We start from the raw sequence: 23,473 nt of genomic DNA, 5'->3' as shown, positions 1-23,473 counted from the left end.
ATCGGGGCTCGGGGTGGGCGTTGGTCCTGTTTCCCGCCACCGGGGCTGCGGAAGCTGTACCGCCACTGCGTGGCCGCCATCCCACCCGCCCACCCGTTTCTGCGGGCCCCGGGGGGCCATCCGCCTCAACTCCGCCGGGGGCGCCGTCGAATCGGCGCTCCGCGCCTCGTCCTCAAACGCCGGACGGGCTGATACTTCGCCGGGGGCAGGCCGAAGGCTTCGCCGGGACGGGCTGGGAAGCACGGGGCGGGCTGAAGGTACTCCGGGCAGGCGGTGCGGACCGCCCCGGCCGAAGTAATGGCGGGGGCGGGCGGGTGGGAGAGAGCCTGCGGCAGGGGGTCAGTGGGAGGTGTAGAAGGGGCGGATGTGGGTGCGGAGCCAGTCGGCTACCGGGTCTTGGGCCACGTCCAGGAGGACCAGGTTGACCGGCCAGGCAGGGGGGAAGGCGGTGAGGGCGCGGGCCAGGGCCTGCATGGGGGCCTCGCGGGCGTCGCCCTCCCAGGAGGAGAGTTCCACGCCGACGAACAGGGACGGGTCCTCGCCCTCGACGCTGGCCAGGCAGCGGCGGGCCGTCAGGACCACCCCGGTCGCCTGGAACTCGCGGGACGCGGCGCCCAGGAAGTCGACCGGGTCCTCCTTCCAGTCCGGCTCGAAGAGGCGGACCCGGCCGCCGCTCGTGGGGCCGTCCAGCTCGGTGCGTCCCACCTGGCACAGCGCGGCCACGGCGGGCGGCGGCAGCGGTACGGCGACCGTGCCCTCGGGGTTCAGGACGATGCCGAGCTGCGGCTGGAGCCCGCGCGCGAACTCCACCGCGGGCGCCACCGTCCAGCTCATCCGGCCCCCCGTGACCTGCTGGAACTGCTGCTCGGACGTGAAGACGGGGACGTACGCCTGGCCGTCGATCTCCAGCGTGGGCAGATCGAGCGTGCCCTGGTCGGGGCCGCCGCCGGACGGGAGCGGGACCCAGACCCGGCCGCGGCCCAGCGTCTCGACGATGCGGGCGCCCACCGCGTCCGAAGGCGGGGCACCGAGCGAGGCGGCGAGGACCTCCTCCAGCTCGTTCGCCGGCCAGCCCTCGTGCGGGTGCCCGTGCGGATGACCCTGGTCCGGTCCCGGGCCCGGGCCCTGTGCCGGAATGCCGCCCGCCATGCCGCCCGGGACGTCCCCCGGGTAGTCCCCCGGATAGTTCATGTGTCCTCGACCCCTGCTCTGCGCTCTGCCGTACTCCTGTACTGCGGGCCCGACCCTAACGGGGAGCCTCGCGGCACCGCCCCCTCAGCCCCCTCAGCCCCCGAACCCGATCTCCCGCAGCGCCCCCGCCGCCTCCCGGTCGAGCAGCACCGCCGAGCCGCACCCCCGGGGCAGGTCGCCCCGCTCGGCGGCGCGGACGAGACGGCCGACCGTCCTGCGGTGCCGCGCGAAGGCGTACCGGGAGACCCCCCGGCCGCGCTCCCGCTGCCCGTCGAGGGCGACCTCGACGGGCACGTCGAGCAGGAGGAGGTGCAGCGTCGCGCCGCGCCGGGCCGCCGCGCGGCCCAGCCAGCGGCGCACCCACGGCTGCGTACCGCAGTCGTGCACGACGACGCCCGCGCCCGAGCGCAGCGCCCGGCGCAGGCCCGCGTAGTGCGCGAGGCGGACCAGGGGGCGGTAGAGCGCGTACGGCAGGAGCCGGGGCATGCGGGCCGCCCAGCGGTCCCGGGTGTCCTGGGAGTCCACGCGCGGCCCCGCCACCGCGCGCCGCATCAGCGTGGACTTGCCGCTGCCGGGCAGCCCGGACACGACCACGACGTCGTGCGCGGCGAACACCAGGCGGCGCGGGCCGCGCCGGGCCCGGTCCCTGAGGTCGCGCACGACGGGCCGGGGGAAGTACCCGAGGCTCTCGCGCACGGGCGCACCGGGCTGCGGCGGCACCACGTCGCTCCCGGGCGGCGCCGCACCCGTGGTGGTCGCATAAGCACCGCTCCTGTGCACCGTGATCGGCCTCCCCATGCTGGTCACGTCACTCATCCCCAGTACTTCTCCGTTGAGTGTAAAGAGACGGTAATGCCGCACAAGGGCATTCCGCGGTTACCGCCGTCGTGAAGAAGTTGCTGCTGTCGTGAAGCGGGGGCGCGTGCAATGATGTGCGCGCCAACTCCATACCGGCCGCTTGAATCCGCGCGGGAGAGTTCCCGGAGACGTGACCGCACTCTGACGCGGACGTCGTCCCGGGGCGCCGAAGGAGCAAGTTCCTCCCTTGAATCTCTCAGGCCCCGTACCGCGCGGGCGAGGCACATCTGAAAAGCGGGTCGATCCCCGGTCACTGGCCACAGGGGCGGCTCCACCCAAGGTGCAAGTCATGCCCCGTCATACGCACGGGACGTGGTGAACCTCTCAGGTTCGATGACAGATGGGGAGGATCGACCTCGCCCGTCATGCCCCGGGAGCCAGTACTGATGAGCAATACCTCACGCCACACCGCCCTGGATGCCTTGCATCGCGACCTCGGTGCGACCATGACCGACTTCGCGGGCTGGGACATGCCGCTGCGGTACGCCAGCGAGCGCGACGAGCACAACGCGGTCCGCACCCGCGCCGGTCTCTTCGACCTCTCCCACATGGGCGAGATCACGGTCACGGGACCCGCGGCGGTGGACCTGCTCAACCACGCGCTCGTCGGCAACATCGGCTCCGTAGGCGTCGGCCGCGCCCGCTACACCATGATCTGTCAGGCCGACGGCGGCATCCTCGACGACCTGATCGTCTACCGCCTCGGCGAGACCGAGTACATGGTCGTCGCCAACGCGGGCAACGCCCAGGTCGTCCTCGACGCGCTGACCGAGCGCGCCGGCGGCTTCGACGCCGTGATCCGCGACGACCGCGACGCCTACGCCCTCATCGCCGTCCAGGGCCCCGAGTCCCCCGGCATCCTGAAGGCGGTCACGGACGCCGACCTCGACGGCCTCAAGTACTACGCGGGCCTGCCCGGCACCGTGGCGGGCGTCCCCGCCCTGATCGCCCGCACCGGCTACACCGGCGAGGACGGCTTCGAGCTGTTCGTGGCCCCCGAGCACGCCGAGCAGCTGTGGCGGGCGCTGACCGAGGCCGGCGCCCCGGTGGGCCTGGTCCCCTGCGGCCTGTCCTGCCGCGACACGCTGCGCCTGGAGGCGGGCATGCCGCTGTACGGGCACGAGCTGACGACGGCCCTCACGCCGTTCGACGCCGGTCTGGGGCGGGTCGTCAAGTTCGACAAGACGACCCACGCGGACGACTTCGTGGGCGTCGAGGCGCTGCGCGCCGCCGCCGAGCGCGCCGAGGCCGCTCCCCCGCGCAAGCTCGTCGGCCTGATCGCCCAGGGCCGCCGGGTCCCGCGCGCGGGCATGAGCGTGGTCGCCGACGGCCAGGTCGTCGGCGAGGTCACCTCCGGCGCACCGTCCCCGACCCTCGGCAAGCCGATCGCGATGGCGTACGTCGACGCGGCGCACGCCGCCCCCGGCACGGCGGGCGTGGGTGTGGACATCCGCGGTACGCACGAGCCGTACGAAGTCGTCGCGCTGCCGTTCTACAAGCGCCAGAAGTAGCCCGGCGGCGCCGTCCTCGCGCGAGCCGCGGACGCCTTCCGCGTCCCGTCGGCGCCCGTGGTGACACACGTCCGTCTCAGTCCGTAAGACCCACGTTCATCAGCACTCGCCCGCGTACAGGAGAATTCAGGCCATGAGCAACCCCCAGCAGCTGCGTTACAGCAAGGAGCACGAGTGGCTGTCGGCCACCGAGGACGGTGTCGCCACGATCGGCATCACCGAATTCGCGGCCAACGCGCTCGGTGACGTCGTCTACGCCGACCTCCCGGCCGCAGGCACCACGGTCACCGCGGGCGAGACCTGCGGCGAGCTGGAGTCGACCAAGTCGGTCAGCGACCTGTACTCGCCGGTCAGCGGCGAGGTCGTCGAGGCCAACCAGGACGTCGTGGACGACCCGTCCCTGGTGAACTCGGCCCCCTTCGAGGGCGGCTGGCTGTTCAAGGTGCGCGTCGCCGAGGAGCCGGGCGACCTGCTCTCCGCGGACGAGTACACCGCCTTCTCCGGCAGCTGACCACGGCGTAAGGACTGATCTTCCGATGACGCTTATGAACACCCCTCTGCACGAGCTCGACCCGGACGTCGCCGCCGCCGTCGACGCCGAGCTCGTCCGCCAGCAGTCCACCCTCGAAATGATCGCCTCGGAGAACTTCGCTCCGGTCGCCGTCATGGAGGCCCAGGGCACCGTCCTCACCAACAAGTACGCCGAGGGCTACCCCGGCCGCCGCTACTACGGCGGCTGCGAGCACGTGGACGTGACCGAGCAGATCGCCATCGACCGGGTCAAGGACCTGTTCGGCGCCGAGTACGCCAACGTCCAGCCGCACTCCGGCGCCTCCGCGAACCAGGCCGCCCTCTTCGCCATCGCCAAGCCCGGCGACACGATCCTCGGCCTGGACCTGGCGCACGGCGGCCACCTCACCCACGGCATGCGCCTGAACTTCTCCGGCAAGCAGTTCAACGTGGTCGCGTACCACGTGGACGAGGCCGGCCTGGTCGACATGGCCGAGGTCGAGCGCCTGGCCAAGGAGAACAGCCCCAAGGTGATCATCGCGGGCTGGTCCGCCTACCCGCGCCAGCTCGACTTCGCCGAGTTCCGCCGGATCGCCGACGAGGTCGGCGCGTACCTGTGGGTCGACATGGCGCACTTCGCCGGTCTCGTCGCCGCCGGGCTGCACCCGAACCCGGTGCCGTTCGCGGACGTGGTCACCTCCACCACGCACAAGACCCTCGGCGGCCCGCGCGGCGGCATCATCCTGGCCCGCAACAAGGACTTCGCGAAGAAGCTGAACTCCGCGGTCTTCCCCGGCTTCCAGGGCGGCCCGCTGGAGCACGTGATCGCGGCCAAGGCCGTCTCCTTCAAGGTCGCCGCCTCGGACGACTTCAAGGAGCGCCAGCAGCGCACCCTGGACGGCGCCCGCATCCTGGCCGAGCGCCTGGTGCGGGACGACGTCAAGGCCGTCGGCGTGGACGTCCTGTCCGGCGGCACGGACGTGCACCTGGTCCTGGTCGACCTGCGGAACAGCGAGCTGGACGGGCAGCAGGCCGAGGACCGCCTCCACGAGGTCGGCATCACGGTCAACCGCAACGCCATCCCGAACGACCCGCGGCCCCCGATGGTCACCTCAGGCCTGCGGATCGGCACCCCGGCCCTGGCCACCCGCGGCTTCCAGGACGAGGACTTCCGCGAGGTCGCGGACGTGATCGCCGAGACCCTGAAGCCGGACTTCGACGCCGAGGCCCTCAAGGCCCGGGTGTCCGCTCTGGCCGCGAAGCACCCGCTGTACCCCGGCCTGAAGTAGTTTCGTACGCTTTAGTTGGTACGGACTTCCGGGGCACCGCGCACACTGGACATGAGGACAGTGCGCGTGGTGCCCCGCACCACGTTCCCCGCACGCTCAGCACTGCCCCCGCACCACCCGGCGGACAAAGGCGTCTACCACCCATCATTGGAGTTCTCCCGTGGCCATCTCGGTCTTCGACCTGTTCTCGATCGGCATCGGCCCGTCCAGCTCCCACACGGTCGGCCCGATGCGCGCGGCGCGCATGTTCGCCCGCCGCCTCAAGAACGAGGGCCTGCTGGCCCACACCGTCTCGATACGCGCGGAGCTGTACGGCTCCCTCGGTGCCACCGGCCACGGCCACGGCACCCCCAAGGCCGTCCTGCTCGGCCTCGAGGGCGAGTCCCCGCGCACCGTGAACGTGGAGTCCGCGGACGACCGCGTCGAGGAGATCAAGTCCACGGGCCGCCTGAACGTCCTCGGCATGCACGACATCGCCTTCGACTTCGACGCCGACCTGATCCTGCACCGCCGCAAGGCCCTGCCGTACCACGCGAACGGCATGACCGTCTTCGCGTACGACACCGACGGCGCCCTCGTCCTGGAGAAGACGTACTACTCGGTGGGCGGCGGCTTCGTCGTCGACGAGGACGCGGTGGCCGGGGAGAACCCGATCGTCCCCGACGACACCGTCCTGAAGTACCCCTTCCGCACCGGCGACGAACTGCTCCGCCTCTCCTCCGAGACCGGCCTTTCCATCTCCGCGCTGATGCTGGAGAACGAGAAGGCCTGGCGCACCGAGGACGAGATCCGCGAGGGCCTCCTCGACATCTGGCGCGTCATGCAGGCCTGTGTGTCCCGGGGCATGTCCCGCGAGGGCATCCTGCCCGGCGGTCTGAAGGTCCGCCGCCGCGCCGCGAACTCGGCCCGGCAGCTGCGCGCCGAGGGCGACCCGCAGGCCCGCGCCATGGAGTGGATCACGCTGTACGCGATGGCGGTGAACGAGGAGAACGCCGCGGGCGGCCGCGTGGTCACCGCCCCGACGAACGGCGCCGCCGGGATCATCCCCGCCGTCCTGCACTACTACATGAACTTCGTGCCCGGCGCCGACGACGAGGGCGTCGTCCGCTTCCTGCTCGCGGCGGGCGCCATCGGCATGCTCTTCAAGGAGAACGCCTCCATCTCCGGCGCCGAGGTCGGCTGCCAGGGCGAGGTCGGCTCCGCCTGCTCGATGGCCGCGGGCGCCCTCGCCGAGGTCCTCGGCGGCTCCCCCGAGCAGGTCGAGAACGCCGCCGAGATCGGCATGGAGCACAACCTCGGCCTGACCTGCGACCCGGTCGGCGGGCTCGTCCAGATCCCGTGCATCGAGCGCAACGGCATGGCGGCCGTGAAGGCCGTGACCGCCGCGAAGATGGCGATGCGCGGCGACGGCAGCCACAAGGTGTCCCTCGACAAGGTCATCAAGACCATGAAGGAGACCGGCGCCGACATGAGCGTGAAGTACAAGGAGACGGCGCGCGGCGGGCTCGCCGTGAACATCATCGAGTGCTGAGCCCCGCCGCACGCCGCTCACCGCGGCCGCGGCTAGTTGTGCGCGATCAGTGACTCCACGAGTCCGGCGCGGGTGTTGGGATAGTCCATCGGGACGATCCCGAGCCCGCGCCAGCCGCGTCCCTCCGCGCTCTCCAGGAGGGTGTGCGTCCTCGGGTTGAGGTCGTCGGAGTTCCAGCGCGGCGGGATCGCGGCGGCCGTGCTGACGAAGTTGATGTACTGCTTGCCGGGCTGGGCCGCGGCCTTCCTGAAGTGCGCCTCGACCTTGGGGAACTTGGCGGCGGGCACCGCGTTGTAGTCGTCCTGGATGTCGAAGAGGCCGCCGTCGCCCCAGCGGATGCCGCCGGGCAGGCCGCCATTGTCGGCGATGAGGACGACCTTCCCGCGTACGTCGCCGAGGCGCGGCCAGGCGTTCCCGATGTGGAACAGGGAGCGCCAGCCGCGCCGGTCCAGATAGTCGTCGAAGATCGCCCGGAACGCCCCGTCGTCGGCCTCCGAGTACTCCTGCTTGACCCGCATCAGCACGGTCTCCGTGGGTTGCCCGCGCAGGAAGTCCCGGCACGCGCCGAGCACGTCGTCAAAATTCAGGTTCTGGTAGAACGCGCCGTGGTGGATGGTGAAGGACCCCTCGAAGGCCCGGCACCGGATGTCCAGGAACCGTATGCCGGAGCCCAGTTGCTGCCCCAGCGTGGTGTTCTGGCACTCCACCCACCAGCCGCCGAAGCGGGCGCCCGAGTCGTGCGTCCCGGGAATCGTGAGGCGCTGCAACGGTGTCCCCGCGTCGATGCCCGCCATCCAGTTCTGCACGCCGAGAGCACGCGTGCGGCTCCTGGCGGAGGCGGGGGCGGTGAGGAGGGCGGTGGCGGCGGTGGCCGTGGCGCCGGTGAGGAAGGCGCGGCGGGTCAGGGGCATGTGGGATCCCGTATCCGTGAGTGGGGGGTGGTGGCGGACGCGCGTGCCCGTACTCCATACACGCACGGAGGCAAGGAACGCCAGTACGAGGGTGGAACCATCCCCTCACGGGGAACGGTCAAGTAACAGTCAACCTTTGACCGTTCACCCGTCAGACCCGAAACCAACCACCCGTCACGCGCCGGACCCGGCCACCCCACGGCCCCGGCGCCGGACCCACTCCCCCCACCCCGCTGGAGGCCCCATGCTGCGCGGCATCGACGTCAGCTCCCACCAGTCGTCCTTCTCCACCGACGGACTCTCCTTCGTCATCATCAAGGCGACGGAGGGCCGCTCCTACATCAACCCCCGCCTCACCGCCCAGACGAAACTCGCCCGCGACGGCGGCTGCGTCGTCGGCTTCTACCACTTCCTGTGGCCGGGCAACATCACCGCCCAGGCCGAGTACTTCGTGAGCAAGGCGCCGGAGAAGGCGGGGGATTTCCTGGCGGTGGACTGGGAAAGGACCGGCGACGGCACGACGGCGACGAATACGGAAAAGGACCGCTTCATCAGGGAGGTGAAGCGACTGCGCCCCAACCATCGGACGATCTTGTACTGTAATCGAGATTATTGGCTGAACCACGACGTCACGTCATTCGCGGGAGACGGCCTCTGGATCGCCGATTATGTAACTGCGGGCAAGCCCCGTATCCAGGCCAAGTGGCGCATCCACCAGTACACGTCGACGCCGCTGGACAAGAACGTGGCGGACTTCGCGAGCGAGGACGCGATGCGGGACTGGGCCACTCCCTAGCCGCCTTGGGCGAGCTGCTCCTGCCGGAGCAGCTTTGCCGGCGGGTTGGCGAGATAGCCGTCGAGCAGGTCGAAAGTGCGTAGCCTGGGCGGGAGAGCCTCATACCAGGCAAGAGCGTAGGCATTGCAGTTCGAACACACGAGGCCTCGCACGCAAGCTCCGCAGCTTCGACGCCCTTTGCAGCAGGCATGATCGTGATCAATGTGCAAGCCACGCACCCCCGTCACGTCAGTGGTCTCACAGATGGCACAGACCTCTTGCTGATATAGCCAGAGCTGGTCAAGGAACTCCCGCGTCAAGTTGTAGTGGCTGAGGCGGACGTACTCCGCATTGCACGCTTTGCAGTATGGCCTCGGTAGACCGGAGGCCTTGTGGAGACGAACTCCCGTAACGGCTTCTTCTCACCACATCCGAGGCAGTCAGCCGTTCCACTCTCGATGGTCGCTGCAAGGGTGGAATTGCCCCGCTTCCGCCGAAGCGGGGCCAACGGCTTCCCCGTTCTGTGCTGCTGGTAGTGGCCGTTGCAGAGCCCTTTGGCTACCAGCCTCCGGTCACATCCTTCGAAGCGGCACCCCGGGTGGGCAGCCGGTGCAGCTCGGGCGAAGTGGATACGCGTCAGGGTCTTGCCGCTCTGTGCTTGCCGATAGTGCCCCATGCACAGCCCCCTGGTCAGTCGATACCGGTCAGAGGTCCGGTCGCATACCCAATCGCCACCACGTGCAGAACATTTACTCATATATCGATTAACGGATCGATTGCCCCTGGGTTACGGCGACACCCCAAAGCGCCCCAGGGGCACAGCGGCTACGGCCGCACCACGATCTTGCCGATGTGGGTGTTCGTCTCCATCAGGCGGTGGGCGTCCGGCATGCGGTCGAGGCCGTCGAAGACCTGCGCGATCCTGGGGCGCAGGGTGCCGTCCCGTAGGCCCGAGTTGAGGTAGGCGGCGGCGCGGCGGCGGGCGTCGGGGGTGTCGGTGACCAGGGCGTTGTTGTAGCCGTGGACGGTTACGGGCCAGGTCATCGGGATGGTGGCGGGGCGGCTGTCGAGCCAGCCGTAGAGGACGTAGGTGGCGTTCTCCGTGGCGGCCTCGCCGAGGGCCCGGAAGGCGGGGCCGCCGATCGCGTCCAGGACGATGTCGGCGCCTCGGCCTTCGGTGAGGCGTTTCGTTTCCTTCGTAACGTCTTCCGTGTCGGTGACTATGACGTGTTCGGCGCCCAGGTCGAGGAGTTCGCGGCGCTTGGCCTCGGTGCGGGTGGTGGCGATGGGGGTCGCGCCCGCTCGGCGTGCGACCTGGAGAGCCGCCGTGCCGACCCCGCTGGACGCGCCGGTGATCAGGACGTGGTCGCCGGGGCGCATTCCCGCGCGCAGGTGCAGGGCGCCGTAGGCGGTGGTGTACGTGAGCCAGACGGCGGCCGCCGTGACCGCGTCGACGTCGGCGGGGCGCCGGGCGACCGCGTGCTGCGGGAGCACGACGCGGTCCGCGTACACGCCGTGGGCGCTGAGCTCGAAGTTGCCGGTGGTGAGGACGGTGTCGCCGGGTGCGAACGCCGTCACGTCCGCGCCCACCGCCTCGATGACGCCCGCGGCCTCGTAGCCGTTGCGGGAGGCGGGCAGGGTGGGCGGGTAGTAGTAGGTGCCGGAGCGGAAGAGGGCGTCGGCGCGGTTGAGGCCGAGTGCCTCGACGCGGATCAGGACGTCGTCCGGGCCCGGGGCGGGGAGTTCCACCTCGCGCACCTTCAGGACCTCGGGTCCGCCGGTCTCGTCAAAGAGCACTGCCTGGGCGGTAGTTGATGTGGGCGGTGCGGTCGTTGTCGTCATGGCTCACACGCTAGGCAGCGTCCGCGAGACGAACCATGCTCGTCGATCTCGGTTTTCTGTCCGTGCGTCTCGCTGCTCGGCGTGCCCGCTACCGTTCGGACATGGACGTACTGAGTGACGCGATCGCCGCCATGCGGCTGGGGCGGCCGCACTCCGCGATCTGGGACAAGTACGCGCCGTGGGGCGCGCGGTTCGGGGAGTCCAGCGGGGCCGGGTTCCATGTGCTGCTGCGCGGGTCGGCCTGGCTGGTGCCGGGGCGGGAGGGGGCGGAGCCGATCGCGCTCGCGCCGGGGGACATCGCGTTCGTCGCGCACGGCAGCGGGCACGCCCTGATGAGCGGGCCGGGCGTGCCGTTGGACCGGTTCGAGCTGGAGCCGGACGGGTCCTGGCCGCTGCCGCCCGAGCGGCTGCCGGACACGGCGCCGGGCGAGCCGCCCGCCGCGGTGCTCCTCTGCGGCGCCTACCGCCTGGACCGCGCCCGCGCCCACCCGCTCCTGGCCGAGCTGCCCGAGGTGATCCACCTGCCTGCCCGCGTGGGCGCCCACGGTTCGCTGCGCGCGGCCGTGGAGCTGCTCGGCGCGGAGCTGGACGAGCCGAAGCCGGGCTCGGACACCATCGTGTCGGCGCTGCTCGACACGCTGCTGCTGTACATCCTGCGGGCCTGGTGGCTGGGCAAGCGGCACGGCACCGGACATCCGACGGGGTGGGCGGCGGCGCTCGCCGACCCGGCGGTGGCGGCGGCGCTGCGGGCCGTGCACGCCGACCCCGCGCACCCGTGGACGGTGGCGGAGCTGGGTGCGCTCGGCGGGCTCTCGCGGGCCCCGTTCGCCCGCCGGTTCGCGGCGACGGTGGGCTCGCCCCCGCTCACGTACCTGACGTGGTGGCGGATGACGACGGCGGGCCGCCTCCTGCGCACGGAGGACACGCCTCTGCGCGTGGTGGCGGAACGCAGCGGCTACGCCTCGGAGTTCGCGTTCGCCAAGGCGTTCAAGCGGGAGTTCGGGGTGTCGCCGGGGCGGTACCGCAGGGGGCGGAGCGCGTAGTCCCTCAGGGTGCGACGGGCAGCTGCCGCTTGTGGTCGGTGAGGCGGTAGCGGCGGACGATGGTGTCGAAGGCGCGCGCGTCCACCGGCTTGCCCTCAAGGAAGTCGTCGACGTCGTCGTAGGTGACGCCGAGGGCGTCCTCGTCGGCCTTGCCCGGGTCGAGGGTCTCCAGGTCGGCCGTGGGGGTCTTCCACACCAGCTCGGCCGGGGCGCCGAGGGCGTCCGCGACGGCGCGCACCCGGCGCTTGGTGAGGCCGGTGAGCGGGACCAGGTCGGCGGCGCCGTCGCCGAACTTGGTGAAGAAGCCGGAGACCGCCTCGGCGGCGTGGTCGGTGCCGACGACGAGGCCGTCGTGCGCACCGGCGACCGCGTACTGGGCGATCATGCGCTGCCGGGCCTTGATGTTGCCGTGCACGAAGTCCTGGTGGTGGGCGTCGCGGAAGCGCGCTCCGGCGGCGAGGGAGGCGTCCAGGGCGGCGTCGCTCGCGGGCTTGATGTCCACGGTCAGCACGTCGTCGGCCTGGATGAAGGAGAGCGCGAGCTGGGCGTCGTGCTCGTCGGCCTGGACGCCGTACGGCAGCCGCATCGCGTGGAAGCGGGCCTCGTGCCCGGCGGCGCGGGCCCGCTCGACGGCGAGCTGGCAGAGCCGTCCGGTGGTGGTGGAGTCGACGCCGCCGCTGATGCCGAGCACGAGGGAGCGCAGGCCCGTGGTGGTCAGCCGCTCGGCGAGGAACGCCACCCGGCGCTCGATCTCGCGCTCGGCCTCGAAGACCTCGGCCACCTGGAGTTCCCGGGCGATCTCCTGCTGCAGGGCGATGGCCGCCGACTCGCTCACGTCTGGCTCCTTGTTCCGGTTCACGATGTGCCGTCCACCCTACCGAGCCCTACCGGGGGGTCTTTCCGGGCAGTACGGACGTCACGTAGGCGGCGGCCTCCGCGAGCAGCGCCTGGTCGTACGGGGCGTCCTTCGCCGTCTTGCTCGTCATGACCGCGAGGAGCAGGGGCGGCGCGGACTTCGGGGGCCAGAGGACGGCGATGTCGTTGAGGGTGCCGTAGTCGCCGGTGCCGGTCTTGTCGGCGATGGTCCAGCCGCGCGGCAGTCCGGCCTTGATCCGCTCGGCGCCGGTGGCGTTGCGCTTGAGGAGGTCGAGGAGGAAGGCGCGCTTCCGCCCCGCGAGCGCGTCGCCGAGGACGATCTTCCGGTACGTGCCGCCGAAGGCCCGGGGCGAGCTGGTGTCGCGGGGGTCGCCGGGGGTGGCCTGGGTGATCGCGGGTTCGACGCGGTCCATGCGCGTGACCTTGTCACCGAGGCCGCGGGCGTACGCGGTCAGGCGGTCGGGGCCGCCGAGGTCGCGGAGCAGCAGGTTCCCGGCGGTGCCGTCGCTGTAGCGGATGGCGGCGTCGCACAGCTGCCGGATGGTCATGCCGGTGTCGACGTGGCGCGCGGTGACCGGCGCGTGCTTCATGAGGTCGGCTCTGCTGTACGTGACGCGCTTGTCGAGGTGGGACAGCGGGTTGCCGTCGAGGACCGCCGCCGCGGCGAGGGCCTTGAAGGCCGAGCAGAACGCGAACCGCTCGTCGGCGCGGTGGGCGAGGGTGGTGCCGGTGCCGGTGTCGAGGGCGTAGACGCCGAGGCGGGCGTCGAACTCCCGCTCCAGGTCGGCGAATCGGCGGCGGTGGCGGCGGGCGTCGGGCGCGGAGGCCGACGGAGACTCGGTCGGGGCCGTGCCGCGGGGGCGTGTGACCGGGTCGTCGTCGCTGGAGCAGGCGGCCAGCGGGACCAGCGTCGCCGCTCCCAGGAATCCGCGGCGCGTCAGGGCCGAGCGCGGCGACGACGTCATGACCATCCCCCGTCAGGCTTTGCGAACACAACGAGCTGAGGCGAACGATACCTTCGGCCCCGCCCCGCCCGGCGTCCGCCCCGGCCCCCTCAGCCCCGGCCGTCCTCGCCACCGATCCCCGTCAACTTCCCGAACGTGGCCCGCAGTTCGGCGAGCGCCACCCGCTCCGCCACCTCCGGGTCCCCCGCCTCGACCGCCCGGACCAGCGCCTCGTGGGCCTCGTCGCCGTGGTCGGACTCCGCCCGGCGGATGTCGATGAGGTCGAGCAGCGCGATGAGCCCCTCGCGCAGGGCGGGCACGAACTCGCCGAACAGGTCGGTGAGGACGGGGTTGTGGGCGGCGGCGACGACGGACGCGTGCAGGGCGATGTCGGCGTCGATGAACGCGGCGTCGGCGGCGGGGGCGGCGGCCGTGCGGGCGGCGAGCGCGGCGTGCATCGCCCGGATGTCGGCGGGGGTGCGGCGGGTGGCCGCGAGCCGGGCCGCCTGCACCTCGACCAGCATCCGCACCTCGTACACGTCGCCGATCTTCGCCCTGCGCAGCCGGGTCGGCCAGTCCTCGGCCGGTGCCGCGGCGATGACGAAGACCCCGGCGCCCTGCCGTGCCTGCACGAGGCCGGCCCCGGCGAGCGCGCGCAGGGCCTCGCGGACGGTGGAGCGGCCGACGCCGAGCTCTCCGGCGAGGGTCGTCTCGCCGGGGAGTTTGCTGCCGACGGGCCAGTGACCTGTGGTGATCTGTTCGCGCAGCCGCTCCGTGGCCTGTTCGACGAGAGGGCTGGGGCGGAGGGAGCCGAGCGGCATGCGGGGGTCACCTGTCTGTCTGCGGCGTCGGGAACGCACGCCTGGTCCGTCTGTTGTCGGCCTGCGGGCGTCAGGAGCGTACGCCGAGTGTACTTGTCTGAGGAGTACTTGTCTGAGGACCTGAGGTGTGTTTAGGGTGCTCCGCATGATCTGGAACCCGCAGCGCCCCGGACCGATGCCCTTCCACCGCTACCGCTCCCACGAGGACCGGGTCACCGTCCTCGCCCCCGACCGCGGCTGGCCCTCGGCACGGATCGAGAGCGCCCCGCTGTGGGTCCCCGTCGACCTGCGCGACGGCAACCAGGCGCTCGCCGAGCCGATGGACACCGCGCGCAAGCACCGCTTCTTCGAGCTGCTCGTGTCGATGGGCTTCAAGGAGATCGAGGTCGGCTATCCGTCGGCGAGCCGCGCGGACTTCGACTTCGTACGCCATCTCGTCGAGCGGGTGCGCGCGGGCGCCGTGCCGGACGACGTCACGCCCGTCGTCTTCACCCCGGCGCGGACCGACCTGATCGACCGCACCTTCGAGTCGATCGACGGGCTGCCGCGGGCGGTGGTCCACCTGTACATCCCGACCTCGCCGGTGTGGCGCGACGTCGTCCTGGGCCGGGACCGCGCCGCCGTGCGCGCCACCGTCACGGAGGCCGCCGCCCACATGGCCCGCCTCGCCGACGCCCGCCCCGGCGCGCACATCCGGTTCCAGTTCGCACCGGAGACCTTCAACCTCACCGAGCCCGACTTCGCCCTCGAACTCTGCGACGGGCTGACCGAGTTGTGGGACGCGAGCCCGGACCGCCCGGTGACGCACAACCTCCCGGCGACCGTGGAGATCGCCACGCCCAACGTGTACGCCGACCAGATCGAGTACATGCACCGGAACCTGGCGCGCCGCGACTCCGTCATCCTCTCCGTGCACCCGCACAACGACCGCGGCACCGGCGTCGCCTGCGCCGAGCTCGCGGTGCTCGCGGGCGCGCAGCGCGTCGAGGGCTGTCTGTTCGGCAACGGCGAGCGCACCGGCAACGTCGACCTGGTGACGCTGGCCCTGAACCTGTACGCGCAGGGCGTCGACCCGATGCTCGACCTCTCCGACATCGACGCGGTCCGCGCGACCGTCGAGCACTGCAACCGCCTGCCGGTGCACCCGCGCCACCCGTACGCGGGCGACCTCGTCCACACCGCGTTCTCCGGCACCCACCAGGACGCCATCGCCAAGGGCCTCGCCCACCACGCCAAGCAGGCCGCCGACCTGGGCGTCGAGCCGCGCGAGGCACCCTGGAGCGTGCCGTACCTGCCGATCGACCCGGCCGACATCGGGCGTTCGTACGAGGCCGTGATCCGCGTCAACTCCCAGTCGGGCAAGGGCGGTACGGCGTATCTGCTGCGCACCCACCACGGCCTCGACCTGCCCTCGGGGCTGCGCCGCGACTTCTCGCGGGTGGTGCAGGAGGCGACCGACGACAGCGGCGGCGAGGCGAGCCCCGACGAGCTGTACGCGCTGTTCCGCACGGCGTATCTGGAGCCGGGGCGACCGGGCTCAGGGGGTGCGGTGTCCCTGCTCTCCTGGACGACGGACACCGCCGCGGACGGCGCCCACCGCTGCGTCTGCACGCTCCGGGTCGGGGACAGGACGGGCGACTTCGAGGGCTTCGGCAACGGCCCGCTGTCCGCGTTCGTGCACGCGCTGGCCGCCGCGGGGGTCGCCGTGGACGTCCTCGACTACAGCGAGCACGCCCTCGCGTCGGGCGGCGCGAGCGAGGCGGCGGCGTACGCGCGGTGCCGGGTCGGCGGGGCGACCGGGGCGGGCGCGGCCGACGGGACGAGCCGCGCCGAGGGGCCGGACGTCTGGGGCGTGGGCGTGGACACCTCGCTCCTTGCGGCTTCGGTCCAGGCGGTGGTGTCGGCGGTGAACCGGGCGGGGGGCTGAGGCGGGATGCGCGAAGGGGCCGCACCCCGGACACCGGGTGCGGCCCCTTCCGGGCGCGGGGCGGCCGTGCCGCGCGCTACTTGTTCAGGCTCGCCCAGAACTCGTCGAAGGACAGCAGCTTGTCGCCGTTGGCGTCCTTGGACTTGATGATGGCCTCGGCGACCGACTCGGTGACGTTCCAGTCCCCCATCTGCGCCATGGCCTGCTTGTACTCCGCGGCCGTGATGAATCCGTCGCCGTCCGCGTCGAACCGCTCGAACTGCTTGCGTGCCTCTTCGATGTCCGCCACCGGGTCCGCCCCTTCGTTCCGCACTACTGCGTTCTGCATTACTGACGGAGGTCAGGGTAACGGCCGGACCGGGTGACGATCGCAATGAGTACGGCCGTGGCCAGCGCACCGCTGCCGATCATTCAGTCGCGCGTCGGGATTCTTGCGATATCTCGCGTTGTTCCGGCCGCGCCGCACGGCGACCTTTGACGAGTGCCTCCGCCTCGACCGTGGCGGGGGCCTCTTCATGGAGGAGTGACGTCGTGGCGGGGTACTTCGAACCGTTGACCATGGGCAAACTGGAGCTGCCGAACCGTCTGGTGATGGCGCCGATGACACGCAGCCGCGCGGACGAGCGGGGTGTGCCGTCGCGGCTGACCGCCGAGTACTACGCGCAGCGCGCGTCGGCGGGCCTGATCATCACCGAGGCGACGCAGGTCAACGAGCTGGGGCAGGGCTACATCCTGACGCCGGGCCTGCACACCGACGAGCAGGTCGGGGCGTGGCGCGTGGTGACGGACGCCGTGCGCGCCGCGGACGGCCGGATGTTCGCCCAGCTCGTGCACTGCGGGCGGATCGGGCACCCGAGCCTGTACGCGGACGGCGCGCTCCCGGTCGGCCCGTCCCCGATCGCGTCCGGCGAGCAGATGTTCAGCGCCGACGGCATGCTCGACCATCCGACGCCGCGCGAGATGACCGTCGACGACATCCGCGAGACGGTCGGGGACTTCGTCACGGCCGCGCGCAACGCGGTGGAGGCGGGCTTCGACGGTGTCGAGCTGCACGCCGCCAACGGGTTCCTGCTCCACCAGTTCCTCGCCGACGGCGCGAACACGCGGACCGACGCGTACGGCGGCTCCGTCGAGAACCGCATCCGGTTCACCGCCGAGGTGGTCGCTGCGGTCGCCGACGCGATCGGTCCGGAGCGGGTCGGGGTGCGGATCTCGCCCGGCATCACCTACAACGGGATCAGCGAGAGCGACACCACCGAGCTGTACGTCGCCCTCGTGCGCGCGCTCGCGCCGACTCCGCTCGCGTATCTGCACGTCCTGGAGATCCTCACCCGCGACGTCACCCGGCTGATCCGCGCCGAGTGGCCCGGCCTGCTGATCCTGTGCGCGCACCCGGACGCCGAGTCCTTCCCCAGTACGCCGGAGATCGGCGCTGAGGCCCTGCGCGACGGTCTCGCCGACGCCGTCGCGCTCGCCGAGATGTGGCTCGCCAACCCCGACCTGCCCGCCCGCGTCCGGGCCGAAGGGCCGTACAACACGGCCGACAAGGCCACCTTCTACGGCGGTGACGAGCGCGGTTACACCGACTATCCGACGCTCGACGCACACCGCTGACCCCACCTTTCCCGTACCACCCGCGCACCATCCCGCGCACAACACAAGGAGAAGTCATGGATCTGCAGCTCAAGGGCAAGACCGCCGTGGTGACGGCCGCCAGCGGCGGCATCGGGGGCGCGGTCGTGCGCACTCTGATCGCCGAGGGCGTCAAGGTGCTCGGTGCGGACCGCACGGTCTCGGCCGAGCTGAAGGACACCGGGGCCGTGACCGTGGAGGCGGACCTCCTCACTCCCGAAGGCGTCGAGGAGCTGCGGCGGGTCGCCGAGAGAGAATGGGGCCATGTCGATCTGCTGGTCAACGGCGTCGGCGGTCTTGCGGGCCTGGACCTGGGGCCGCTGCCGGACCTTGACGACGCCACCTGGCAGCGGGCGTTCGAGCTGAACTTCTTCGGGACCGTGCGGATCACCCGTGCGCTGGTGCCGCTGCTGCGCGAGTCCGTCGTCAATGTCTCCACCAGCGTCGCACACTGGCCCGCGTCCGGCCCGCACTGGTACGGAACGTCCAAGTCCGCGCTGACCGCCTTCGGCAAGGGGCTCGCCGACGAGCTGGGGCCGCGCGGGATCCGGGTGAACACCGTCTCGCCCGCCCTGATCCGCACCCCGCTGTGGGACGAGTACGGCCCGCGCGTGAGCCAGGCCCGTGGCGCGGACTTCCAGCAGGTCATGACCGACCTGCCCGACCAGATCAAGGTCACCCTGGGGCGCTGGGGAACCCCGCAGGAGGTCGCCAACGTGATCGCCTTCCTCAGCTCCCCGGCCGCCTCGTACGTCACCGGCAGCGACTACGTCATCGACGGCGGGCTCCTGAAGGTCCTCTGAGCTCACGCGCCGCCCGGGACGGAAGTCGTCCCGGGCGGCGCCAGCGGGGGCGCGATCTCAAGGACGACGTCGGCGAAGGCCCGCACGCGCTTGTCGGCGTCGTCGCGGGTCCGCCACACCAGGCCCTGCTCGACCGGCGGCATGTCGGGGGCCGGGAGGAAGCGGAGGTCCGGCCGCTGGTACAGCAGCGGCAGTTGGGCGTCGCCGGGCACAATGGCCCGCCCGGTCGCGACCAGGGCCAGGGCCTCGGCGTAGGTGTCGCACGGATCGCCGTGCCTGCCGATCGGCTGCCCGCCGGGCGTCCGCCGGGGCATGTGGAAGTCGGCCCACTCGGCGGGCACCGTCCCGGCCACGGAGATGAAGGTCTCGCCCGCCAGGTCCTCGAACGACACCGCTTCGCGCCCCGCGAGGCGGTGGTTCGCGGCCACGGCCAGATATCGGGTGCTGTGCGTGACCACCGCGCCGACCGTCACGTCCGGCTCGTCGGCGGGCAGCGTGATCAGCAGCAGATCGGCGGTGCCGTCGCGCAACTGCGCCACGTGGTGGTGCAGCTGGGTCTCGACGATGCGTACGCCGCACTCCGGGTTCCGCAGCTCGAACACCTCACGGGCGGCCCCCACCCAGCGTCCGCTCTGGCTGCCCATGAACCCGACGGTGATCGTGCCGGTGATGCCGCGTCCGGCGAGCTCCGCGCGATCGAGCGCCCGCCTGATGCCCTCGTACAACGGCCGCAGTTCGTCGCGCAGCCCTTCGCCGACCTCGGTCAGCGCGACGCGTCTGCTGGTCCGCGCGAACAGCGCCACCCCGAGCCGCCGCTCGGTCTTCTGGACCGTCTGGGTGACCAGGGCGGGCGACACGTGCAGGCGGGCGGCGGTGCGGCCGAAATGCAGCTCCTCCGCGAGCGTCAGGAATATCTCCATCTCGGCGCGTTCCATCATCCGACTGATCCCCCCTTGATCACACAGCCGATGTACACGATTCTGCCGCATCGTTCACACTCTCTGAACGACGGCCGCCCGCCGACGCCGCGAGCCGCTCAGCGGAAGATGCCGGTGTGCCCCAGTGAGTAGCGGCCCGGCTGCGGATACACGGCCAGGCCGTGCGGGCCGCCGCCGACGGGGATGCGGGCGAGCTGGACGCCGGTGCGGGTGTCGATGGCGTACACCTCGGAGTCGTAGCGCCCGGACAGCCACAGGACCTTGCCGTCCGCGGAGACGCCGCCCATGTCGGGGCTGCCGCCGTCGGGCAGGTGCCACTTCTTGGTCAGCTTGTTCCTGGTGAAGTCGAAGACCGACACCGAGCCCTCGCCGCGGTTGGAGACGTACATCTCGCGCGAGTCCCTGCTGACGTACAGGCCGTGGCAGCCCTTGCCGGTGGGCAGCAGTTCGGGCTTGGAGAAGGTGTCGCCGTCCAGGACCCACATGCCGTCGGCCATCATGTCGGCGACGTAGAACCGCTTGCCGTCAGGGGAGACCTTGACGTCCTGCGGCATGGCGCCCTTGAAGGGCAGCTTCTGCTGGCCGACGACCTTCATCTTCTCGGTGTCGACCTTGAGGAGTTCGCCGGAGAACTCGCAGGACACGATGAAGTAGCGGCCGTCGAGGGAGAAGTCGGCGTGGTTGACGCCGTAGCAGCTCACCGGTTCGGTCTTGACGCGCTTCATGGTGTGCGGGTCGCGGAAGACGAGCTCGCGGTCGAGGGAGGCCATGACGACGGCGTACTTGCCGTGCGGCGTGAAGTAGAGGTTGTACGGGTCGTGCACCTCGACGGGCTTGCCCGCCTTGCCGGACCTGGGGTCGATGGGCGTGAGCGTGTGGCCGCGGTTGTTGTTGACCCAGAGCGTCTTCATGTCCCAGGACGGCACGACGTGCTGCGGCTGGACGCCGACCTTGATCGTGTCGATGACTTCGTACGTCTTGGGGTCGATGACGGAGACGGTGTTGGAGTTGGTGTTGGGGACGTAGACGCGCGCGGGGAAGTCCTTGACCACCGGGGAGAGCTTGTTCGGGCGGTCGGCGGCGTAGACGTCCTTGGGGTCGAGGACGGGCGGCATGCCGGGCAGGCCCTGGACCGCCTTCGGCTTGGCGGGCTCGGGCACGGCCTTGGTGGACAGGGCCTTGTTCTGCCGGTCGGCCTGCTCGGTGCCGCAGCCGGCGAGGGCGGCGGCGACGGCGGTCCCGGCGGCGAGCAGCACGGCGGTCCGCCGGGTCAGCGTGAGGGGCAGCGGGGTGCGGGTGCGAGTTCGAGTGCGGGTCATCAGGTCAGCAGCTCCGTGGTCGTGACCGCGCGCAGGCCGCGGCGGTGGAGTTCGTCGAGGACGGCGGGGAGCGCGGCGACCGTGTCCGCGTACCCGAAGTGCAGGCTCACCACGGAGCCCGCGCGGACCTCGGCGGCGACGGTGCGGGTGACGGCCGCGGCGCCGGGCGAGGTGAAGTCCAGGGAGTCGACGTCGTACGACAAGACGTGCGGGTAACCGGCGCGGCGCGCGAGGCGGGCGACGAGCGGGCTGGCCCGCTGGGCGCGCGAGGGCCGGAACCAGTTGCCGATGCCGCCGGTGAGCCGCCGCAGCCGGTCGGCGCAGCCGGTGATCTCCGCGTACGCGGCCCGCTCGGGCAGTGCGTTGATGTCCCGGTGGTTCAGGGTGTGGTTGCCGAGGTCGTGGCCGCCGTCGAGGATGCGGCGGGCCATCCGGGGGTGGGCGTCGAGCCAGCTGCCGACGGCGAGGACGGTGACGCGGGCGCCCGCGCGTTCGGCCTCGGCGAGCACGGCGCGGGCGGTGCCGGGGTCGCCCTGGCCGTGGAAGGTGAGGGCGACCTCGGGGCGGCCGCGGGGGCTGTGGGCGATCTGGACGGGCAGGCCGGGGAAGCCGCGGGGGCCGGGGGCGGGGTCGCGGTGGGGGGATCCGGTGGGGCGGGGCTTGTTCCGGTGCTCCGTGGTGGAGCAGCCGGCGGTGAGGGCGCCGGCGAGGGCCAGACCCACCGATGTGCGCAGTACTCGGCGGCGGTCGGTCCCGTCTGCACGCTCAGTCACGGGGACCATTTAATGGGGATCGGTGGCGAAAGCCGATGATTGACCCGATTCAGGACCTTTGCGGGTCGCTGGCCTGGACCAGGAGGGCCCCATGAGCCCTTCCCATCGCCTCGCACAGCCATCGTTTAGCCATCGTTTACAAGGCAAGTGCTCTATCTCACCAAGGATTCACCTTTAAACTGTCATGGCTTGATGCGATATGACCGGATTGAGAGTTTTGGATCGGTGGCGCCCGCCTGTCATAGTCGGGGACGAGCGACTCTCCTTGACCCGAGCTATGTCGTCTTCGCGGCCGTGAACACACCCCAATCGTTCACGGTCCCGCCCGAAGGCCCCCGACAGCGCCGCACCCACGGCCCCGGGGGCTTTCGCGTACGAGCCCCGGACGCGGCCGTCAGCGGTCGGTGATCCGCATCTCGAACCAGGTCGTCTTGCCCCGCGGCAGCAGATCCACGCCCCAGCGGTCGGCGAGCTTGTCGACGAGGAACAACCCGCGGCCGCTGACGTCGAGCTCATGGACGGGCATCAGGCACGGCAGCCCCCGCGAGGGGTCGCGCACCTCCACCCGGATCCAGCCGCGCCGCCGCAGCGTGCGCAGACCGAAGACGCGGGCGCCGGTGTGCCGCACGGCGTTGCCGACGAGCTCGGACACCAGGAGGACGACGTCCTCGGTGAGCTTGGGCGTCAGGCCCCAGTGGCGCAGGACGACCACCTGCGCGAGGCGGCGGGCGATGGCCGCGGACTCCGGGCGGGAGGGGAGCGGGACCTCGGCGTCGGTGGGGTTGCCGAACAACTCCAGCGCCTTCAGCGCGTGTTCGTCCTCCACCGCCGGAGACCAGCGCGCCGCGGTCGCGCCCGTGCGCCGCTGCGGCTGTTCGAAACCCTCCTGCCCCGCCATGCCCCCATCATGGCCGCCCCGCGACCGCATTGGGGCCGTTCCGACGGAATAAGCCCCCCGGAAGCTTCCATTCCGGGGGGCTGTCCAGGCATATGCCTACGGCAGTTCGACCCCTGCGGCACCCGCCCCCACCTGCGATGACTTCTCGCTCACAGGTGATCACGGAGCGCCTACAAGGGCCCGGCCTTAAGGTTGTCTTAAGCCTGCCATAAACCGCTCCTTCGGGGGACACTTTGGCTGACGGGCCTTCAACTGGCCTGACTTCAGCGGAACTTCGCCTTGCCGGGGCCGTCCTCCACGAAGCTGCGCATGCCCCGCTCACGGTCCTCGGTGGCGAACAGGCCCGCGAACCACGTGCGTTCGATGGCGAGGCCGGTGTCGATGTCCGCCTCCAGACCCGCGTCCACGCTCTCCTTGGCGGCCCGCAGCGCGAACGCCGGACCCTGGGCGAGCTTCGCGGCCCACGCGTGCGCCTGCTCGTACACCTCGGCGGCGGGCACGACCCGGTCCACCAGGCCGATGGTCAGCGCCTCGTCGGCCTTGACCATGCGGCCGGTGAAGATCAGGTCCTTGGCCTTGGCCGGGCCGACGAGCCGCGGCAGCCGCTGGGTGCCGCCCGCGCCCGGGATCAGGCCGAGCAGGATCTCGGGCTGGCCCAGCTTGGCGTCCTCGGCGGCGATGCGGAAGTCGGCGCACAGCGCCAGTTCGCAGCCGCCACCGAGGGCGTAGCCGGTGACGGCGGCCACGACCGGCTTGGGGATGCGGGCGATGGCGGTGAAGGAGTCCTGCAGGGCCCGGGACCGCACGATCATCGCCGCGTGGTCCATGTCCTGCATCTCCTTGATGTCCGCGCCCGCCGCGAACACCTTCTCGCCGCCGTAGAGGACGACGGCCCGCACGTCGTCGCGGGCGGTCGCCTCCGCCGCGAGGTCCTTCAGGCGGTCCTGGAGCGCGATGTCCAGGGCGTTCATCGGGGGGCGGTCGAGGCGGATCGTGCCGACGCCCTCGGCGACTTCGAGATGCACAGTTGTCATGCGGGGCACGTTAGCCGTGCCCCGCACGCGGCGTGCGGACTGTCTCT

General features: G+C 71.5%; 22 protein-coding genes, 1 pseudogene and 1 riboswitch. Of the genes and pseudogenes, 9 read left to right on the top strand and 14 right to left on the bottom strand.

Translation table 11 applies throughout. The features are described 5' to 3' along the window. Positions 1 to 339: 339 nt before the first annotated feature. Together ACFVHO_RS04715 and ACFVHO_RS04710 are read right to left on the bottom strand one after the other, a co-directional pair. The gene (locus ACFVHO_RS04715) at positions 340 to 1,191 is read right to left on the bottom strand and encodes an enhanced serine sensitivity protein SseB (protein ID WP_385710176.1); all 852 of its coding nucleotides are present in this window, start codon (positions 1,189 to 1,191) and stop codon (positions 340 to 342) included. A 93-nt stretch (positions 1,192 to 1,284) separates the two neighbouring features. Continuing rightward, positions 1,285 to 2,007, bottom strand: a complete 723-nt coding sequence (locus ACFVHO_RS04710; protein WP_385710173.1) for an AAA family ATPase — start codon at positions 2,005 to 2,007, stop codon at positions 1,285 to 1,287. A gap of 143 nt (positions 2,008 to 2,150) precedes the next feature. Continuing rightward, a riboswitch (glycine riboswitch) is annotated at positions 2,151 to 2,270 on the top strand. 165 nt (positions 2,271 to 2,435) lie between these two features. Between ACFVHO_RS04710 and gcvT the strand changes: the two genes are divergently transcribed. The 4 genes from gcvT (at position 2,436) to ACFVHO_RS04690 (ending at position 6,890) form a co-directional block, all read left to right on the top strand. Next, positions 2,436 to 3,560: a glycine cleavage system aminomethyltransferase GcvT gene (gcvT, locus tag ACFVHO_RS04705; protein WP_385710170.1), complete on the top strand. Its 1,125-nt coding sequence runs from the start codon at positions 2,436 to 2,438 to the stop codon at positions 3,558 to 3,560. 133 nt (positions 3,561 to 3,693) lie between these two features. Further along, entirely contained in the window at positions 3,694 to 4,071 is a 378-nt protein-coding gene (gene gcvH, locus ACFVHO_RS04700; RefSeq protein WP_385710167.1) for a glycine cleavage system protein GcvH, read from the top strand. 25 nt (positions 4,072 to 4,096) lie between these two features. Then, positions 4,097 to 5,359: a serine hydroxymethyltransferase gene (gene glyA, locus ACFVHO_RS04695; protein WP_385710164.1), complete on the top strand. Its 1,263-nt coding sequence runs from the start codon at positions 4,097 to 4,099 to the stop codon at positions 5,357 to 5,359. A gap of 160 nt (positions 5,360 to 5,519) precedes the next feature. Beyond that, on the top strand, positions 5,520 to 6,890 hold the full coding sequence (locus ACFVHO_RS04690) for an L-serine ammonia-lyase (protein WP_385710161.1): 1,371 nt from the start codon (positions 5,520 to 5,522) through the stop codon (positions 6,888 to 6,890). 32 nt (positions 6,891 to 6,922) lie between these two features. Here ACFVHO_RS04690 and ACFVHO_RS04685 read toward each other — a convergent pair whose 3' ends face one another. Beyond that, the gene (locus tag ACFVHO_RS04685) at positions 6,923 to 7,801 is read right to left on the bottom strand and encodes a phosphatidylinositol-specific phospholipase C (RefSeq protein WP_385710158.1); all 879 of its coding nucleotides are present in this window, start codon (positions 7,799 to 7,801) and stop codon (positions 6,923 to 6,925) included. Positions 7,802 to 8,045: 244 nt separating this feature from the next. Here ACFVHO_RS04685 and ACFVHO_RS04680 point away from each other — a divergent pair, with 244 nt between their 5' ends. Continuing rightward, a complete protein-coding gene (locus tag ACFVHO_RS04680) occupies positions 8,046 to 8,597 on the top strand; it encodes a glycoside hydrolase family 25 protein (RefSeq protein WP_385710155.1) in 552 nt (183 codons plus the stop codon). On the opposite strand, the pseudogene ACFVHO_RS04675 reads toward ACFVHO_RS04680, so the two are convergent. After that, positions 8,594 to 8,899: pseudogene (locus tag ACFVHO_RS04675) on the bottom strand (endonuclease domain-containing protein); the annotation flags it as partial. The gene ACFVHO_RS04680 and the pseudogene ACFVHO_RS04675 sit on opposite strands and share 4 nt — an antisense overlap. A gap of 502 nt (positions 8,900 to 9,401) precedes the next feature. Continuing rightward, positions 9,402 to 10,418, bottom strand: coding sequence for a zinc-dependent alcohol dehydrogenase family protein (locus ACFVHO_RS04670; RefSeq protein WP_385710152.1), 1,017 nt, complete (start codon positions 10,416 to 10,418; stop codon positions 9,402 to 9,404). Positions 10,419 to 10,519: 101 nt separating this feature from the next. On the opposite strand from ACFVHO_RS04670, the gene ACFVHO_RS04665 reads away from it, so the two are divergent. Then, on the top strand, positions 10,520 to 11,461 hold the full coding sequence (locus tag ACFVHO_RS04665) for an AraC family transcriptional regulator (RefSeq protein ID WP_385710149.1): 942 nt from the start codon (positions 10,520 to 10,522) through the stop codon (positions 11,459 to 11,461). 4 nt (positions 11,462 to 11,465) lie between these two features. Here the strand turns inward: ACFVHO_RS04665 and nadE are convergent, their stop codons facing one another. From nadE to ACFVHO_RS04650, 3 genes are all read right to left on the bottom strand, one after another. Beyond that, a complete protein-coding gene (gene nadE, locus ACFVHO_RS04660; RefSeq protein ID WP_385710147.1) occupies positions 11,466 to 12,296 on the bottom strand; it encodes an ammonia-dependent NAD(+) synthetase in 831 nt (276 codons plus the stop codon). 49 nt (positions 12,297 to 12,345) lie between these two features. Continuing rightward, positions 12,346 to 13,302 carry a class A beta-lactamase gene (gene bla / locus ACFVHO_RS04655; protein WP_385710144.1) on the bottom strand — a complete coding sequence of 319 codons (957 nt, stop codon included), beginning with the start codon at positions 13,300 to 13,302 and terminating at the stop codon, positions 12,346 to 12,348. Between the two features lie 89 nt (positions 13,303 to 13,391). Further along, a complete protein-coding gene (locus tag ACFVHO_RS04650; RefSeq protein WP_385710141.1) occupies positions 13,392 to 14,102 on the bottom strand; it encodes a FadR/GntR family transcriptional regulator in 711 nt (236 codons plus the stop codon). Positions 14,103 to 14,247: 145 nt separating this feature from the next. Between ACFVHO_RS04650 and leuA the strand changes: the two genes are divergently transcribed. Next, positions 14,248 to 16,029 carry a 2-isopropylmalate synthase gene (leuA, locus tag ACFVHO_RS04645; RefSeq protein ID WP_385710138.1) on the top strand — a complete coding sequence of 594 codons (1,782 nt, stop codon included), beginning with the start codon at positions 14,248 to 14,250 and terminating at the stop codon, positions 16,027 to 16,029. 76 nt (positions 16,030 to 16,105) lie between these two features. On the opposite strand, the gene ACFVHO_RS04640 is transcribed toward leuA, so the two are convergent. Then, the gene (locus ACFVHO_RS04640; protein WP_030358919.1) at positions 16,106 to 16,318 is read right to left on the bottom strand and encodes an EF-hand domain-containing protein; all 213 of its coding nucleotides are present in this window, start codon (positions 16,316 to 16,318) and stop codon (positions 16,106 to 16,108) included. A 269-nt stretch (positions 16,319 to 16,587) separates the two neighbouring features. On the opposite strand from ACFVHO_RS04640, the gene ACFVHO_RS04635 reads away from it, so the two are divergent. Continuing rightward, positions 16,588 to 17,643, top strand: a complete 1,056-nt coding sequence (locus ACFVHO_RS04635) for an alkene reductase (RefSeq protein WP_385710611.1) — start codon at positions 16,588 to 16,590, stop codon at positions 17,641 to 17,643. A 56-nt stretch (positions 17,644 to 17,699) separates the two neighbouring features. Then, entirely contained in the window at positions 17,700 to 18,464 is a 765-nt protein-coding gene (locus tag ACFVHO_RS04630) for an SDR family NAD(P)-dependent oxidoreductase (RefSeq protein ID WP_385710135.1), read from the top strand. A 2-nt stretch (positions 18,465 to 18,466) separates the two neighbouring features. Here ACFVHO_RS04630 and ACFVHO_RS04625 read toward each other — a convergent pair whose 3' ends face one another. The 5 genes from ACFVHO_RS04625 to ACFVHO_RS04605 form a co-directional block, all read right to left on the bottom strand. After that, entirely contained in the window at positions 18,467 to 19,402 is a 936-nt protein-coding gene (locus ACFVHO_RS04625; RefSeq protein WP_385710132.1) for a LysR family transcriptional regulator, read from the bottom strand. 98 nt (positions 19,403 to 19,500) lie between these two features. Continuing rightward, complete coding sequence (locus tag ACFVHO_RS04620; RefSeq protein WP_385710129.1) at positions 19,501 to 20,721, bottom strand: hypothetical protein; 1,221 nt, start codon at positions 20,719 to 20,721, stop codon at positions 19,501 to 19,503. Continuing rightward, a complete protein-coding gene (locus ACFVHO_RS04615) occupies positions 20,721 to 21,503 on the bottom strand; it encodes a polysaccharide deacetylase family protein (protein WP_385710126.1) in 783 nt (260 codons plus the stop codon). Before ACFVHO_RS04615 ends, ACFVHO_RS04620 begins: the two co-directional genes overlap by 1 nt. Positions 21,504 to 21,888: 385 nt before the next feature. After that, positions 21,889 to 22,392 (bottom strand): ATP-binding protein, encoded by a 504-nt coding sequence (locus ACFVHO_RS04610; protein ID WP_385710123.1) that lies wholly within the window; start codon positions 22,390 to 22,392, stop codon positions 21,889 to 21,891. 263 nt (positions 22,393 to 22,655) lie between these two features. Next, positions 22,656 to 23,426 (bottom strand): enoyl-CoA hydratase/isomerase family protein, encoded by a 771-nt coding sequence (locus ACFVHO_RS04605; RefSeq protein WP_385710120.1) that lies wholly within the window; start codon positions 23,424 to 23,426, stop codon positions 22,656 to 22,658. Positions 23,427 to 23,473: the final 47 nt, after the last annotated feature.

This window comes from Streptomyces sp. NPDC127108 (assembly GCF_042677545.1).
GTDB lineage: Bacteria > Actinomycetota > Actinomycetes > Streptomycetales > Streptomycetaceae > Streptomyces.
Note: the sequence above shows the minus strand (reverse complement) of the source record. Positions and strands in the feature narration are given on the sequence as shown.

Coding starts and splice junctions, on each gene's coding strand:
- ACFVHO_RS04635 (WP_385710611.1), top strand. CDS start 16,588: ATGGGCAAACTGGAGCTGCCGAACCGTCTGGTGATGGCGCCGATGACA.
- leuA (WP_385710138.1), top strand. CDS start 14,248: ATGATCTGGAACCCGCAGCGCCCCGGACCGATGCCCTTCCACCGCTAC.
- ACFVHO_RS04685 (WP_385710158.1), bottom strand. CDS start 7,801: ATGCCCCTGACCCGCCGCGCCTTCCTCACCGGCGCCACGGCCACCGCC.
- ACFVHO_RS04670 (WP_385710152.1), bottom strand. CDS start 10,418: ATGACGACAACGACCGCACCGCCCACATCAACTACCGCCCAGGCAGTG.
- ACFVHO_RS04605 (WP_385710120.1), bottom strand. CDS start 23,426: ATGACAACTGTGCATCTCGAAGTCGCCGAGGGCGTCGGCACGATCCGC.
- glyA (WP_385710164.1), top strand. CDS start 4,097: ATGACGCTTATGAACACCCCTCTGCACGAGCTCGACCCGGACGTCGCC.
- ACFVHO_RS04665 (WP_385710149.1), top strand. CDS start 10,520: ATGGACGTACTGAGTGACGCGATCGCCGCCATGCGGCTGGGGCGGCCG.
- ACFVHO_RS04715 (WP_385710176.1), bottom strand. CDS start 1,191: ATGAACTATCCGGGGGACTACCCGGGGGACGTCCCGGGCGGCATGGCG.
- ACFVHO_RS04620 (WP_385710129.1), bottom strand. CDS start 20,721: ATGACCCGCACTCGAACTCGCACCCGCACCCCGCTGCCCCTCACGCTG.
- ACFVHO_RS04680 (WP_385710155.1), top strand. CDS start 8,046: ATGCTGCGCGGCATCGACGTCAGCTCCCACCAGTCGTCCTTCTCCACC.
- ACFVHO_RS04615 (WP_385710126.1), bottom strand. CDS start 21,503: ATGGTCCCCGTGACTGAGCGTGCAGACGGGACCGACCGCCGCCGAGTA.
- gcvH (WP_385710167.1), top strand. CDS start 3,694: ATGAGCAACCCCCAGCAGCTGCGTTACAGCAAGGAGCACGAGTGGCTG.
- ACFVHO_RS04650 (WP_385710141.1), bottom strand. CDS start 14,102: ATGCCGCTCGGCTCCCTCCGCCCCAGCCCTCTCGTCGAACAGGCCACG.
- ACFVHO_RS04625 (WP_385710132.1), bottom strand. CDS start 19,402: ATGATGGAACGCGCCGAGATGGAGATATTCCTGACGCTCGCGGAGGAG.
- ACFVHO_RS04630 (WP_385710135.1), top strand. CDS start 17,700: ATGGATCTGCAGCTCAAGGGCAAGACCGCCGTGGTGACGGCCGCCAGC.
- gcvT (WP_385710170.1), top strand. CDS start 2,436: ATGAGCAATACCTCACGCCACACCGCCCTGGATGCCTTGCATCGCGAC.
- bla (WP_385710144.1), bottom strand. CDS start 13,302: ATGACGTCGTCGCCGCGCTCGGCCCTGACGCGCCGCGGATTCCTGGGA.
- ACFVHO_RS04710 (WP_385710173.1), bottom strand. CDS start 2,007: ATGAGTGACGTGACCAGCATGGGGAGGCCGATCACGGTGCACAGGAGC.
- ACFVHO_RS04610 (WP_385710123.1), bottom strand. CDS start 22,392: ATGGCGGGGCAGGAGGGTTTCGAACAGCCGCAGCGGCGCACGGGCGCG.